The sequence below is a fragment of the Paenibacillus amylolyticus genome, assembly GCF_047302515.1.
Lineage (GTDB): Bacteria > Bacillota > Bacilli > Paenibacillales > Paenibacillaceae > Paenibacillus > Paenibacillus amylolyticus_G.
In genome coordinates this window covers 6,104,609-6,119,667 of sequence record NZ_CP168019.1, presented here as the reverse complement: position 1 = coordinate 6,119,667, position 15,059 = coordinate 6,104,609, and the positions used below count along the sequence as shown (strand labels likewise).

Here is a 15,059-nt window from a genome sequence, read left to right as displayed (position 1 = left end):
TATTCCTTCATAATAACATAGGTACCCTATAATGGAATCTTACTTTGAATAAGCAGGTGATCGGTACGTGAGCAGTTCACTCTTTACACTAACGTTAATCTTCACAGCTTTACTTGTGATACATATCGTGTACAAAATTATTGCAAAGCTTCAGCCAAGCAAAGACTATTCAGGCATCGGCCAAAAAATCAAAACCTGGTGGGGTATGTTTGTGATCTTCTGCCTCGCTACCCTCTTCAACCCCATCGTGTCCCTCATCTCCCTCATGGTGCTTGCATTCTTCTCACTCAAAGAATACTTCTCCATGATTCGCAGTACACGCAAAGCCGACCGCAGACTGTTCCTGTGGGCGTATCTGGCAATTCCGGTTCAGTTCTACTGGATCTACATTGGATGGTATGGCATGTTTATCGTGTTTATTCCACTATATGTGTTCCTGGTACTGCCCTTGCCACGCCTGATTAACAAAGGTACGGTCGGTTTCCTGCGCAGTGTCAGCTCCACACAATGGGGACTGATGCTGATGGTATTCGGGCTGAGCCACCTGGCCTATTTCCCATTTGCCACACCAGAGTACGGGTCCAAGCTGGTGTTGTTCCTGGTCGTGTTAACACAGCTTAATGATGTGGTGCATTATCTGGTCTCTCTCTATCTGGGCAAACGAAAAGTGGTGCCTACCGCCAATCCTTTTGTCACCTGGGAAGGGTTCGCGTGTGCATTTATTGTAACGACAGCTACGTCTTATTTCATCCATCCCTACCTGACGCCATTTGATTGGAAATTCTCGCTGTTCATCGGGGTGTTGATCAGTTTGGCTGGATTCTTCGGCAGTCTGACCGTTTCTGTACTGAAGCGCGATCTGTTAATTGGAGATGACAACAAGTTCGATTCGCTCAAAAAAAGCTACCTGAGCCGGGTCGACAGCCTGACCTACACCTCTCCGGTTATGTTCCACGTAGTCCGTTATTTCTTTGACTTTATGTAGCAACAGATAGATCGGCGATCTTATAATTATGGATGTCAAAAAAAGCAGCCCACGTGGCTGCTTTTCCTGTTCAACAGGCTCTAGACGGAGCCTTCATGATGTGCCTGCTACTTCAACGTAATTTCTTTCTCGGACATGATTTCGTTCCCCTCATCATTTGTGAAGACAAATGTCGCTTTGCCCCGCTCGCCCTTCATCTCATCCGAATAGATAAAGCCGGAGAATTGTCCATTGCCGCTAAAGTAAAACCCCTCTTCACCATTTCCACCATGTTCAATGGCTTCCTGTAGTGAATTCACAATCGTCACCGTGTTAGACGTCCACCGCATCTCCGTTAGTGTATACCCCTTCGGAACCTGTTTAATTCCAAAATCAAAGCTGTTACCCTCGCTCGGTTTCTCCGACTGGTCAATGACGATATCAATCTGCTCAGACGGTTCAGTTGATTCCGATTGAGCTGTAGGCTTGCCCTCATCACCACTGGCACTGCCTTGGCTATTGTTATTCTTCGCATCCGCATTCGGAACAGAGTTTTCTCCTGCTTCCTCTACAGGTTGCTTCGATTGCGGATAGGCGTGCTCCTGAACAGATTCGTTATTGTTCTTGGCACCACAGGCACTGACGAATAGCGAAATACAGAGCATAGACATGCAAAGTACAGATTTCTTTATATTTATTTTCATCATCTACTTCTCCCTTCATCTAACTACAGCACATATATCTATATCAGTTGAACTAATCATTTACACGATAACGGAGAGGACAGAAAAAACCTGAAAAAGCGAAGCGTTCGCCTTTATCCCCGGATTTTCCCTTTAAGAAAAGGGAATCAAAAAATCTGGGGATAACAGCGATTGGAAGGTTATTCTGTCATCGTAGTGTCAGTGTAAATATTCTTTAGTTCAACTTATATAGCACACCACTTATTAATCACTACACCATATCGTCCCTCATGAAGCTCCATTATATGTAAATGATTAATAAATTCAGTATGTAACTGTACCTCGATGAGTAAAAAAAGAACTCTGTTCATGACGTCATGCACCGTTTATTTTATCGATCAAACCCAGGCAAGACCAACACTTGTCCAATCTGAATAGCGTTATGCTCAATTTTGTTCACTTTCTTGATAGCTTCTACATACACACGAGTGTCCATCTGCTGAGGTTTATGTACCAATGAAATGCCCCACAGTGTATCTCCCTGAGATACAACGATCTGGTCCCCCGACAACAATTGCTCATCTCCGGCAAATGCAGTGAATACAGCACTACACCCTATGATTATAATTAGAGTTATAGTGACGATCTTCATTAGCCAGGTTGGCGTCTTCACACGCTGCATGAATTGACCTTTAACATACATGGTGCGAGACTCGGACGTTTTGGTATAAACGAATTCATAAATACTTTTGTACGTAGAATATCTCATTCTATTCGACCTCCAGACTTTCATTCCGCTAATCTTTAATTTCATGTTTACCTATGTATTTTTCCTATAACAATGAATGATCAATAACTCACTTTTTCACTATATAGGTATCTTTGCCTAAGTCACCCTACTATGATAGGTCTATACTACCAGTTCACTCTAAACAAATTCTGAACAACCGAATTTCAATGTTATATCCGATTTAATCTATCCAATATTCATGCCTGATTTTCGGCGATGCTTGCTGCAACGTTTTTCTATAATAGGTATAGATAAAGATTCTAATGAGTAAGGACGTGCCCCCATGATTTCTGCTGATCTGAAGGAACAATATTACGAGGCGCTTGTGGCCAAAGATTCGGAATACGAGGGTTTATTCTATGTTGGAGTCCGAACCACGGGTGTGTTCTGTCGCCCCACATGCCCTGCGCGAAAGCCAAAATTCGAAAACTGCGAATTCTATGAGACGGCTCAGCAGGCACTTCTGGCCTCTTATCGCCCTTGCCAGCGCTGTCGTCCGCTCTCTCACCCTAACCAAGTATCCGATGTCGTTCGCATATTAGTGGAAGCTGTGGAGAAAAATCCGGAGAAACGCTGGAAAGAACAGGATTTCAAGGCCCTCTCCATCGACGAATCCACTGCTCGCCGACAGTTCAAGAAGCGGTTCGGCATGACCTTTGTCGAATATGCTCGCGCTCGCCGCATGGGACTTGCCCTGAAAAATATTCGCTCCGGCCGCACCGTGATTGATAGCCAATTATCTACTGGGTATGAATCAAGCAGCGGCTTCCGCGATGCCTTTTCACGGATCATGGGTGCTGCCCCTACACAAGTCGATGAAGGACATATCCTAAAAGCGTCCTGGATTGACACCCGGCTCGGCCCGATGATGGCTATTGCTGATGAGGAGTCGCTATATTTACTGGAATTTGTGGACCGCAGAGGTCTGGAACGCGAAGTTGAGCGTCTGCGCAAACGAACTAAATCAGCGATTGTGCCCGGTACTACAGCTCCCATCCAGTCTATTGAGCGTGAACTAAACGAGTACTTTCAAGGTATTCGGACAGCATTCGACACACCGTTGTTCTGTTTAGGAACACCATTCCAAAAGCAGGTATGGGATGAGCTCATAGCCATTCCGGCTGGTGAAACGAGGTCATATCAGGAGATTGCAAATGCACTGGGAAAACCGACTGCTTGCCGAGCTGTGGCACAGGCGAATGGGGCCAATCAGCTTGCGATTGTGATTCCATGTCACCGTGTAATTAATGCCAGTGGCGAACTGGGTGGATATGGCGGGGGATTAACTCGCAAAAACTGGCTTTTGACTCACGAGAAACAAAAACAGGGTAGCTGAAAAACAGAATGAAGTAATGAAGTACGCATCAAATGTCCAAAGAAATGCATGATATAACAAAGGAGAGTCAACATAATATGAGTACCTTAGAAGAAAAAGCAGCGTTGTTCCAACAATACCATGTGAAAGGAAAACCACTTGTTCTGATCAATGTGTGGGACGCCGGAAGTGCGCAAGCCATTCAATCCGCTGGGGCAACGGCCATTGCTACCGGAAGCTGGTCCGTTGCTGCGGCCCACGGTGAACGCGATGGTGAAGCCATGCCATTCCATCTAGTGCTTGCCAATCTCGCACGGATTACAGCAAGCGTGGATCTGCCTGTAACGATCGATATAGAGGGAGGGTATGGGAGGTCTGTGTCAGAAGTGAAGCGAAATATCCTGCAAGTCATCGATCATGGTGCTGTAGGGATCAACATTGAAGATCAACTTCCCGCTGGCTTGGGATTGTACACTGTGGAGGAGCAATGCCCGAGATTGTCCGCCGCCCGGGAAGCTGCGCAGCAGGCAGGCATCCCGTTGTTCATTAACGCCCGCACAGATATTTTTCTGCAACATGCACCTGAACACCATAACCACTCTCTCCTGGAGGAAGCACTTATACGTTCGAGCCATTATGCAGATGCAGGAGCCAGTGGTCTGTTTGTACCCGGTTTGCAGGATCACCAACTGATTCAGGAATTGTGTGAGCGTTCACCGCTGCCAATTAACGTCATGGTTACGTCTCCTGAGCCTTCACCAAAACAGCTTGCCACACTGGGTGTAGCACGTGTAAGCTACGGGCCATATCCCTATCTGCAAGTTATGGAACACCTAAAAGAACTAGGGAGAAACATTTTATCGGGAAATTAACAGGAGGGCATGTTATAATCACCTCTATTGAACATTTACAGGAGGCAATTATGCTTAACGTGGAACAAAAGCTAGAAGTGCTACAATCGTATCCCCAACTGCAACGCAAAGATGTTTCTCTCGGTCGAGTTAATTTCCACTACGAGGATAGTGCGTATGATAAAAAAATTGTTGCTCTCCATATTCACCCTAACGGAAACGGTTATATTTATGCAGGGCTACTGCCTAACTATGAGACCGATTCTAAAGGATTCGTCAATATTCGTGATTACTCCGAAACAGATCTGCGCACATTGTTAGATGAAACGATCCAAGCGATGTCTCACAATCCCAACGCAGTTGAATTTAAAGAACCAGAACAAGTAAAAGCTGCTGCTCCGACATTGGCTACAACCTCCACGGGTGGCGGAACGTGGATCGATGAAGATGGACATACGCTGACTTTAAAATACGAAGATGACATGTGGTATGTGTATTCCGGTGATAATCTGGATATGGCTTTTGAGTCGCGTAGCGAAGCCGGCGAGTACCTCAAAGACGAAGGATTCAAACCGCAGGCTCAGGCTTAAGGGATGCACCTTCATTTGGAATTACGTATAAAGATTGTTGAATAGGTAAATCCAGTGATTTAATATGATACAAAAAACACGAGGCGTGTTCGCACTCGTGTTTTCTGATTTCGGAATGATTTCGCTTAGATTCCTTGCCCAGTTCCTTTATAACTGTTTCCTGTCAGTCTTTTTTGGATTTCATGGTAAGCGGCGCATTCTTCATCATCGGGTACGTAGATAGAAGTAGCGCACCACCAATGCATCCCAGAACGGTGAACAATGTCATGCGATTGATCCTAGCAATCCACAACATAAACTCACCAAGATCGCCCAATGTAATTATCAGCGTAAAAACCAAGCCAACCCCAAAGAACATAATGAAGAAGTTACGCATCCCCAAGCGCATCCAACAAACCGTTGGGAAGACAGAGATTCCCAGCACGAGAAAGCCGCACATCAGATCGATCCACAGGTAGGATAAGAAATGATATTCGCTTGAATACAACATGCCCGGTTGATAAAGGGTTACGTCAACAACTCCTTTTTCCTGAAGCAGGTGTAAGAGGAAATACGCCACATGCAGAATGATCATGGTACCTGCAACCATCCATACCGAATTCATATAGAAGGATTTCATGAATTGAATTCGTGTACTGCCCATACCAATCGCAACCGGAAACAGTGTAATAATTCCCCCGATTGCAAACGTACATATCCCTCCGTACATGGGACCAAACAGTTGCGTAGCATACGAGACATCAAAAATGAAGCCAATGGCCAGATATACAACGGCGAGCATCAGAGCGATGGATGAAAATATGCCCAGATACAAACGCATATCATCGCGAATCAGTCGATTCGTACCTTTTACTGCGTTCATGGTTTAACCCCCTCTTGATTACGGGTCCTGTTAACCAAATAATCTTGTAATGTCGCTTTCTCAATGGAAAGCCCCTGTGCATGAGCGATATCCTTCCACATTTTCGAGTAGGGCTCATCAATCATCACTTTCACAGTCGATCCCATTTGGGAAGACTCTATAACTTTAACATCTGCTGTCACCCGATTAACATCTTCAATTCTCCCTGTTAGAAGAACTCCTTTTTCGCGCATATCTTCCATCGGTTGATTCAATAACACTTCTCCAGCTTGCAAAACGATAAGGGACTCACATAAAGGCTGAATCTCCTCAATATGATGGCTGGATATCAGGATTAGACGCGGGTTATCTTCATAACTTTCCAATAGCGCATTATAGAAGAATTTACGCTTCTCAGCATCAAGCCCATTGGTGGGTTCATCCAGAATGGTTATATTTGCATTACTGGCAAGACCTAATATAATCTGGGTGGCAGTCTTCATGCCTTTCGAAAATTTAATGATCTTTTTCTTCTCCGGTAGTTCGAACACATCGATTAAACGTTCCGCCAACTCCTGATTCCACTGCGGATGAAAATATTGCCCCATTTGAACCATGTCACTAACCGTCCAGTTTTTCCCCAGGGGATGATTCTCCTGGATGTAACACAGATGCCCTTGGGCAGCCAGATTATTATAGGGGTCTTGACCCATGATCTGAACGGTTCCACTGTCCGGGCGGTTATGCCCTGCCAGTAAACTCATCATGGTTGTTTTACCCGCTCCATTTCTTCCCCAGATTGCACTAATGATTGGCTCACTCTCATGTAGCGTAACCTGGTTCAGAACGGGCGTCTTCTGGTAGCTGTAGTTGACCTGCTCCATATGAATCATAACTCACTCTCCTTATCCTTCTTGCCGCGAATCAGATCAATGATCATGTCTTCATTCATGTGAATCCGTCTGGCTTCTTCAAGTAAAGGCTTGATGTATTCTTCATAAAAATCTTGCTTCCGTTCAACGAGCAATGCTTCTCTTGCTCCCTTTGCAACAAACATTCCAACACCTCGCTGTTTGTATATAATTCCCTTGTCCACGAGCTCCTGCAGTCCTTTGCGGGCTGTAGCCGGATTGATATTGTAGAAGCGTGACAGTTCATTGGTTGAGGGAACCTGTTCTTCCACCTTCAATCTGCCTTCCACAATATCGTCCATAATCATCGTAGCAATCTGATGAAAAATAGGCTGAGATTCATCCAAAGTCGATTTCATGTGCTTCCAACTTTCATACGTATTCATTAGTCAGTTAGTCGGTTAGTTACTCATGTAACTAACTATAGTATACAAAGACGCAAATGTAAATAGGCGAACTTAATTCATCGCCTTTCCTACCTTGACTCTGTTGTATTGATTAATAAGCCCGTCCAGGACTACGGATTGCTGGATCACTTCCGGATGAAGCAGACTGCCGTATTCCATATGCATGCGATATAACAATTGTCTGGCATCTTCGATCCGTGATATCAAATCCAGGCGATCCATAGTACCCCTCCTTTTTGTCATATTTTAGTGTATTATGCCAATCATAAGCGCATGTGAGATACGACATACTTATTCTTCCACTTTGATACACCAAAAAAAGAACGCTTCTGAATAAATCAGAAGCGTTCTTTACTTTCATTAAGTTCCAAATCCATGATCAGCGGGTCTCATAATTTCGGGGTTCGGGATTTCCTTGCCTGGGACAGATTCCGTAGCAGGGGCTACGATGAATACAACGATACTACAGGTAGCTATCAGCAAAGCCAACTTTCTCTTCATTGAGTTTCTGCACCTCACTAATTATCATTTTGTATTGCTGTTTCGCCGTCTCAGATGCAAATTCCCGATATTGCTCGAACAGTCCGACACCTCTAAGCATACCTCGTCCACTGCTAATTTCAATAGAAAATTTTAAACTATCCAGAACAAATTCTATCCCTAAATGAAACTCGTCCTTCTTTAAATAATATGCACCCAAATCTGCTAAAAGTCTTAAATATCGATCATCCGTAACCTGACTGCTCACTTTGCCAATTCGGTTACTCTGTTCCTGATACGTGAAGTACGATTCATACTGTTTGAGAACATGATCAATATCCTTATCATAACGATTAGCCGCTGTTACAATATCACACAGCGCTGGGAATATCTCATTTTCCTTCGTCGAGATATACGCCAGATAATCAGGTAACACCTCAAAATGACCGCCCATTAAATGATATATATATCGATTCGCTTCAGCCCATTCCTGAAACTGATTCATAACAACGGTTTCATCTTTATCCGGGTTCCTCACCCAGCGATTATCCGAATATAAAGAAACATATTTTAGTGCACCGTTGTAGTCCTTCAAATGATAACAGGCACTTCCTGCAGCTAGATCGGAGTATAGAATATAGAAAACAATTGGTCTTTTGGTCTCTTCTTGTTTCCTTCGGCCATTCATCTCATAATGGATGGACGCTTTTACTTTCAATTTTTCAGATAACTCCTGAACCTTGTCCCATCTATGCAATGCTCCAAAAGCATTAATCAGTTCGTTAAGCGCATCCAACTGGTAGCGTTCATCCAGCCGATCCACATAATATTCGAACCGAGATGCAATAATCAGATTCCGGTGCTGATCATTGGTCAGTCCCAACCGGAACAGTCGATACTGACAGAGCGCAAGCCGCTCGGAATGTTGCATTTTCTCGCTTTCAGCAATGTTTTCATATAGAAAAATGGCCGGTTTGAATTTACCTGCTTGGTAGAATTCTTCAGCCACATCAAATAACAAAGGAATATAGGATAGATTATCCATCATCAGACGAATAACCTCTTCAATACAGTCCAACTTGTCCAACTCGGCACAGCGATGAAGGAAGGGTCCCAGTCTTCGCCAGTCCGGGGTCGCGTGTACAAAACACTCATCTATGTATAATTCATAGAAGTAACCTTCTTCCAGTCTCATGGCGGAAGTAATGCGATCCAACTGCTGCATGGCAATAGGCCGATTTTTATTCAAAATATTGCTGAGCGTACCCGAATTAATCCCTGACGTTTCCGAAAAATGACTAATGGACATCTGTTCACGCTTCAGATAACTTTCCAAGTGATCGCGTATCGTGGTTGTCGACTCCAAACGAACACCACCCTCCAAAATAAAAAACATAAACGGGATTATCGGTATGTAAAAGTAATTATATGTAATTAGAAAGTATCGGTCAATATAATATTTTCAACTAATTTGTATTAAAACCATTTTAATCCTTTTATAAAACAGACAATCCTATCCTTATTTTATATCGGAAACACGTCTGGCATCAAACCTGAAAATAGACAAAAAACACGAGCCATCTACGGGCTCGTGTTCTCAACTGACTCAGCAGTCATCATGCTCACTGTAACTTGGATTTAAGGCAGTATATTACCTGCCGCACGGTAAATTTCATACCACTCTGGACGAGTGAGATGAACATCTCCTGCTTTTACACAGTCTTGCAGACGTTCAATGTTCATCGTGCCTGTCACAGGTTGCATCTGCGCAGGGTGACGTAGCAACCATGCGATTGCAATCGTTGTATTGCTCACGTCATACTTCGCAGCAATCTCGTCGATCTTTGCATTCAATTCCGGGAACTTGTCGCTACCCAGGAATACACCTTCGAAGAACCCGTACTGGAACGGGGACCACGGCTGAATGGTGATATCATGCAGACGACAGTAATCAAGAATGCTACCGTCACGGTTAACCGCAGCGTCGTTCTCCATGTTCACGTTGATGCCACTGTCGATCATCGTCGTATTGGTAATACTCATCTGCAACTGGTTGGCTACCAGTGGCTGTTTCACGTATTTTTTCAACAATTCGATCTGGTTCGGATTCTGGTTGGATACCCCGAAGTGACGCACTTTACCTTCGCGCTCCAGTTGATCAAAGGCTTCAGCCACTTCCTCCGGCTCAACCAATGCATCTGGACGGTGCAGAAGCAGCACGTCAAGATATTCCGTTTTCAGACGTTGCAGGATGCCATCGACCGAATTCAGGATGTGCTCTTTGGAGAAATCAAACATGCCTTTGCGGATACCGCATTTGGATTGAAGAATCATATTTTCACGAACTTGGGGATTCATCTGTACCGCTTCGGCGAAGATCTCCTCACATGTTCCTGTACCATAAATGTCGGCATGGTCAAAGAAATTTGCGCCAACCTCCATTGCAGAACGAACAAAATGTTCGGCTTCCTTACCGTCTAGTGAATTAATCCGCATGCAGCCTACCGCGACTACAGGTACTTCTAGTGCACTGCTGCCCAATTTAATCGTTCTCAAGATGTTTTCCCTCCATATTCGAATATTATCGTGTATCTTACCTTTGATTGTGACATATATCTGCAATCGGTTTCAATAGCTTTATCCTACATTCATATGGAGAAATGATAGGTTCTTCATTCCAGCCTATAGATCCAAAAGAATAAGTTATACTTCTTCCGGTACAATGACCTCAATATGCCTTGGCAGGACACGGATGTGAATCGGCAGGGCAGGACCTTCTTCCCCATCTACATTGGTGCGAATGGCTTCGTCCGAGCGAACATGAACTTCTTTGGCTGTAAAATAGTCCACGTCCTTATGGTCTTTCAGACTACCAAATAACAGGGAGGTGCCCAGGGTCAGACTGTTGAACACACTGATATTACGAACAACAAAACAATGTATCAGACCATCGTCCACCTCTGCATCCGGGGATAACTTCTCGAATCCTCCGACCGAATTGGTCAGCGCCGCCAGAAAAAGTGGCGATTCCCCCTCCCAGAGCTGTCCGTCATATTCGATGGTTAGATGATTGGCTGGTGTATTCACCAGGTCTTTCAAGCCTTCTTTGAGATATGCGAATGATCCCAACTTCGACTTTTCTTCCGAGGATACGGAGAACAAAGCTTCTGCCAAAGAACCCGCAGCCACAACGTTGGCAAACAGGCGATCATTGATTTTCCCCAAATCCACGATATGGGTCTGATTCGAACGTAACTGCCTAATGGCTTCTTCCGGGTCAAGCGAGATATTCAGCGCACGTGCAAAATCATTCACCGTACCTAGCGGTACCACACCCAGTCGGGGACGATGATCCTGATCCATCATTCCGTTAATCGTCTCGTGCAGTGTACCGTCGCCTCCGATGGATATGACCAGATCACAGCCGTCTTTGCAGGCGCTCAGACAGTAGTTGGTGGCATCACCTTCCCCGGCCGTCTCATTAACCACCACCTCATACTGCTGTGACTCCAGAATTTCTCTGACTTGGGACACATACTGCTCTGCCTCTTCCTTACCTGACGATGGATTACTAATGATCATGGCTTGGCGCATACTCACATCTTCCCCTCCAAAATGGCATCTTTACTTCATCTTTACCCGTTTCAAGGGTGCGTTGAATAGGGTCTGCGGGAGATGTTCTATTTTTTTTGATAAACATGTCTCTGAAGAGTGCAGAGCAGGGTTTGTTTCATATAGAATAGAAGTAGGGAAATACCCATTACGAAATTTCTTGTTCCTTTTCCCTGTTGACGGGTTAATAACTATAGATGTGCTTTTAGCCGAACCTGTATATGTTAAACTCTTCAATTCACACTGAACACTCCCGTGGGCAGAACAACCTTCCGGTTGCTGTTATCGTGTAGATATTATACTTAACTAACTCAATCTGTTCGGGTTATTTTATAATTCTAAAAATCGGAGGGAATGCATGCAATGAGAAGAATGACGCTATTACTTCTAGTATTCATCCTGAGTCTCGGGGCATCGGGGCAAGCCATGGCTTACACCACTACAGACTTGGGCGAGGGAATCATTGAAGATCCCGCTTTGGAGGACGGACTGAAGTTAATCCTGAACAAACCTCTGGATATGCCATTAACTTCAACGGATCTGGAGCAGCTTGAGGTGGTAGATCTGAGCAATGCAGGTATTCACAGCCTGTCCGGTCTCGAATATGCAACCAATCTGACTCACCTCCGATTATATGGGAATGAGATTGAGGATCTCACACCGCTGGCGCACCTAACCCAGCTTCGCGAGATCGATGTTCGCAATAATTACATTACATCCATAGACGCACTTACTGAATTAAAAGACTTGGGACGGCTGTATATCAGCAACAATTCCATTTCTTCCATAGAGGTTGTACGTGGGTTCAACCGATTACATACGTTCCACGCCAGTGGTAACCAGATTGCCAGTCTTGCGGCCCTCTCGGATGCGGATGCACTGAAGTGGCTTGAGATCTCGAACAATACGATTAACGATCTGACACCGCTCATGGGTAAAACCCGGCTCCAACAACTCAATGTAGCAAACAACCAGGTTCAGACGCTGGACGTACTGGCTGAATTGCCAAATACACTGCGGAATCTGAATGTGGCAGGTAATCAAATCACGGATCTGACACCACTGGAGCACATGACACGCCTTCGGACACTTGATATCTCTGGTAACCAAGTACAGCATCTCAAGGGGCTTGAGGAACTGACTGGGCTGACAGAGCTGAATGCAGAGTCCAATCAGATCTATGATCTGGAACCTTTACGGCAGCTTTCCAGCCTGGATGTATTAAAATTATCCAACAACCGGGTGTGGGATCTGACACCGATCGCAGGTTTTACGTTTACCCGTGATCAGTCAGCGACAAATGTTATACAGGATATCTCGGCGTCCACCTCGTTATCCTCCGGTATTCAGACTTCTGTCTCAGAGGTTGAGCCTGCCGGACTCACAGTGCAGAACAATTATCTGGATGTTGTGAGTGGCAGTCATACGATGCAGCTTCTGAACCGGATGAATGTGCGGGAGCAGAAACGAACGCCGCAGGGCAGCTTCCAGCGTCTGATTGAAGGGTCTACGACCGCCTATGTCGGGGATCGTGCTTATGCACTGGATGCTGCACCTTTTATCGATGAAGGGCGGACCTATGTGCCTCTGCGTTTTGTCTCGGAGCAGTTAAATGCCAGTGTGAACTGGAACAGCGGTACGCGCGAAGCTGTGATCACACAGAATGACAAGACCATCCGCTGGAGCGTGGGCAACAAACAAGTTGTCGTGAATGATACACTTGCGATCAATGATGCTCCTCTTCTGATGAAAAATGGTAAAGCTTTTGTACCGGTTCGCTTCATCTCGGAGCAATTCAATACCTCTGTTGGTTACATCGGAAGCAGCAAAACGATTCTTATTTTTGAAAATAAACAGCTTGGTGAGAGTGTACAGCCTTAAGTTGTGTCTCACGTTCATTTTCAGCCATAAGAGAATATGAGAAACATAGCGAAAGTCCCCGTCTGAACGATCAGCGGGGATTTTGTTGTGCCATGACAGTTGTATTATGACATTGGGTAATGGTATATGGATAGCGTTAACCACAAGCAAATACAGCATACAGTCTGTCTATGCGGATACGAACTCTTAATGCTCTATCTTGGATTAGGGTAAATTTCACACGGTTTAGCATATCTTCTTTTGCCGTGGGAGTTGTTATACTGAACGTAATATATATGACAACTGAGGTTCAAGCGAGGAGGAAATTCACATGACATTCACGCTCACTGGTTATTCCACAACCCAAGACAGCCCGTGGAGAGAGCTATCTTTTGTGCCGACTAATGAAAGCGCTAACTTGAAACTGACGGGTGAACAGCACCAACTTGTGGAAGGGTTTGGCGGATGTTTCAACGAGCTTGGTTATATGGCTCTGTCCCACTTGAATGAGGAGCAGCGCCATGAGGTATTTCACTCTCTCTTCAATCCGAAGGGTGAGCACAAGTTTAATATCTGTCGCCTGCCGATCGGCGCAAGTGATTATGCAGAGCAGTGGTACAGCCACAACGAGGTGGACGGCGACGTGGCCATGGAACATTTCTCAATCAAACGTGATTTCAAATATCTGATTCCTTACATCAAGGAAGCTCTGACATATAACCCGAACCTGCAATTCTTCGCCTCGCCATGGAGTCCGCCAACGTGGATGAAGTCGCCAAAAGCCTATAACTATGGGACACTGCGCTGGGAGAAAGATATTCTGGAGGCCTACGCCCTGTATTTTGTAAAATTTGTACAGGCTTACCGTGACGCAGGCATTACGATCCATCAGGTGCATGTGCAGAACGAAGTGATTGCAGATCAGAAATTTCCTTCTTGCATGTGGACAGGCGAGCAGCTTCGTGAGTTTATCGGCGATTATCTGGGCCCGGCTTTTGACCAACACGGTCTGGATACGGAAATCTGGCTGGGAACGATCAACGCCCCTGATCCATGGGAGGAATTAATCAAGAAAAAAACAAACGACTTCGATGAGTACGCCGGGCTTGTCCTGAGTGATCCACAGGCCTATTCCTATATCAAAGGTGTTGGGTATCAATGGGCAGGCAAAAATGCCATTCAACGTACCTCGGCAAGTTATCCGGAGCTGCGTTATATGCAAACCGAGAACGAATGCGGTGATGGCAACAACTCATGGAACTACGCCAAGTATGTATATAATCTCTATCAGCACTACTTCAGCAACGGAGTGAACGCGTACATCTACTGGAACATGGTTCTGGAACCCAAAGGCCGCAGCACATGGGGCTGGGAGCAGAACTCCATGATTACGATAGATCCGGACACGACGGAGGTTACTCGGAACCCGGAGTATTATGTGATGAAACACTTCGCGCATCATATTGTTCCTGGTGCCCGAAGAGTCGGTCTGTCAGGGGCGTGGAGCGGGAAATCCGTTGCTTTCCGCAACCCGGATAACAGTCTCGTCATTGTCATCAACAATCCATTCCAGGACCGTCGTGACCTGTATCTAACCCTTGAAGAAGGACAGACCCTACACATGAAACTGGAAGCCGATTCATTCAACAGCATAGTTATTCAACCGAAATAACTAATCCAACACATCGTTAAAATCGCGGACATCAATAGCGTCAGGTCCCAAGGATTCCCCGGGCCGGCGCTATTTTTCATGGG

Annotated in this window: 15 protein-coding genes; 6 read left to right on the top strand and 9 right to left on the bottom strand. The window is 45.2% G+C overall.

The features are described 5' to 3' along the window. Window positions 1–67 precede the first annotated feature (67 nt). Window positions 68–985, top strand: a complete 918-nt coding sequence (locus tag ACDJ59_RS26845; protein WP_076213755.1) for a phosphatidate cytidylyltransferase — start codon at window positions 68–70, stop codon at window positions 983–985. 107 nt (window positions 986–1,092) lie between these two features. On the opposite strand, the gene ACDJ59_RS26840 is transcribed toward ACDJ59_RS26845, so the two are convergent. Then, entirely contained in the window at window positions 1,093–1,635 is a 543-nt protein-coding gene (locus ACDJ59_RS26840; RefSeq protein WP_413406766.1) for a hypothetical protein, read from the bottom strand. Window positions 1,636–2,038: 403 nt separating this feature from the next. Then, window positions 2,039–2,416, bottom strand: coding sequence for a LysM peptidoglycan-binding domain-containing protein (locus ACDJ59_RS26835; protein ID WP_413406765.1), 378 nt, complete (start codon window positions 2,414–2,416; stop codon window positions 2,039–2,041). 304 nt (window positions 2,417–2,720) lie between these two features. On the opposite strand from ACDJ59_RS26835, the gene ACDJ59_RS26830 reads away from it, so the two are divergent. The 3 genes from ACDJ59_RS26830 to ACDJ59_RS26820 all read left to right on the top strand — a co-directional run bounded on the left by ACDJ59_RS26830 (window position 2,721) and on the right by ACDJ59_RS26820 (window position 5,193). Continuing rightward, window positions 2,721–3,773, top strand: a complete 1,053-nt coding sequence (locus ACDJ59_RS26830) for a bifunctional transcriptional activator/DNA repair enzyme AdaA (protein ID WP_413406764.1) — start codon at window positions 2,721–2,723, stop codon at window positions 3,771–3,773. Window positions 3,774–3,850: 77 nt separating this feature from the next. Next, complete coding sequence (locus ACDJ59_RS26825; protein ID WP_413406763.1) at window positions 3,851–4,624, top strand: isocitrate lyase/PEP mutase family protein; 774 nt, start codon at window positions 3,851–3,853, stop codon at window positions 4,622–4,624. A 50-nt stretch (window positions 4,625–4,674) separates the two neighbouring features. After that, window positions 4,675–5,193 carry a hypothetical protein gene (locus ACDJ59_RS26820; protein WP_413406762.1) on the top strand — a complete coding sequence of 173 codons (519 nt, stop codon included), beginning with the start codon at window positions 4,675–4,677 and terminating at the stop codon, window positions 5,191–5,193. A 163-nt stretch (window positions 5,194–5,356) separates the two neighbouring features. On the opposite strand, the gene ACDJ59_RS26815 is transcribed toward ACDJ59_RS26820, so the two are convergent. From ACDJ59_RS26815 to ACDJ59_RS26785, 7 genes are all read right to left on the bottom strand, one after another. Then, on the bottom strand, window positions 5,357–6,055 hold the full coding sequence (locus tag ACDJ59_RS26815) for a hypothetical protein (protein WP_413406761.1): 699 nt from the start codon (window positions 6,053–6,055) through the stop codon (window positions 5,357–5,359). Further along, window positions 6,052–6,927: an ATP-binding cassette domain-containing protein gene (locus ACDJ59_RS26810; protein WP_413406760.1), complete on the bottom strand. Its 876-nt coding sequence runs from the start codon at window positions 6,925–6,927 to the stop codon at window positions 6,052–6,054. The genes ACDJ59_RS26815 and ACDJ59_RS26810 overlap by 4 nt, the downstream gene beginning before the upstream one ends. Beyond that, entirely contained in the window at window positions 6,924–7,304 is a 381-nt protein-coding gene (locus ACDJ59_RS26805; RefSeq protein WP_036611682.1) for a GntR family transcriptional regulator, read from the bottom strand. The genes ACDJ59_RS26810 and ACDJ59_RS26805 overlap by 4 nt, the downstream gene beginning before the upstream one ends. A gap of 99 nt (window positions 7,305–7,403) precedes the next feature. Further along, on the bottom strand, window positions 7,404–7,574 hold the full coding sequence (locus tag ACDJ59_RS26800) for an aspartyl-phosphate phosphatase Spo0E family protein (RefSeq protein ID WP_074092797.1): 171 nt from the start codon (window positions 7,572–7,574) through the stop codon (window positions 7,404–7,406). A gap of 241 nt (window positions 7,575–7,815) precedes the next feature. Next, window positions 7,816–9,198 carry a transcriptional regulator gene (locus ACDJ59_RS26795; protein WP_413406759.1) on the bottom strand — a complete coding sequence of 461 codons (1,383 nt, stop codon included), beginning with the start codon at window positions 9,196–9,198 and terminating at the stop codon, window positions 7,816–7,818. Between the two features lie 272 nt (window positions 9,199–9,470). Next, window positions 9,471–10,388, bottom strand: a complete 918-nt coding sequence (locus tag ACDJ59_RS26790) for an aldo/keto reductase (RefSeq protein ID WP_076213731.1) — start codon at window positions 10,386–10,388, stop codon at window positions 9,471–9,473. Window positions 10,389–10,535: 147 nt separating this feature from the next. Continuing rightward, window positions 10,536–11,426 carry a diacylglycerol/lipid kinase family protein gene (locus ACDJ59_RS26785; RefSeq protein WP_413409923.1) on the bottom strand — a complete coding sequence of 297 codons (891 nt, stop codon included), beginning with the start codon at window positions 11,424–11,426 and terminating at the stop codon, window positions 10,536–10,538. Window positions 11,427–11,807: 381 nt separating this feature from the next. Between ACDJ59_RS26785 and ACDJ59_RS26780 the strand changes: the two genes are divergently transcribed. Both ACDJ59_RS26780 and ACDJ59_RS26775 read left to right on the top strand, forming a co-directional pair. Continuing rightward, entirely contained in the window at window positions 11,808–13,325 is a 1,518-nt protein-coding gene (locus ACDJ59_RS26780; protein WP_413406758.1) for a leucine-rich repeat domain-containing protein, read from the top strand. Between the two features lie 310 nt (window positions 13,326–13,635). Further along, complete coding sequence (locus ACDJ59_RS26775; RefSeq protein ID WP_413406757.1) at window positions 13,636–14,976, top strand: glycoside hydrolase family 30 protein; 1,341 nt, start codon at window positions 13,636–13,638, stop codon at window positions 14,974–14,976. The last annotated feature ends 83 nt before the right edge of the window (window positions 14,977–15,059 follow it).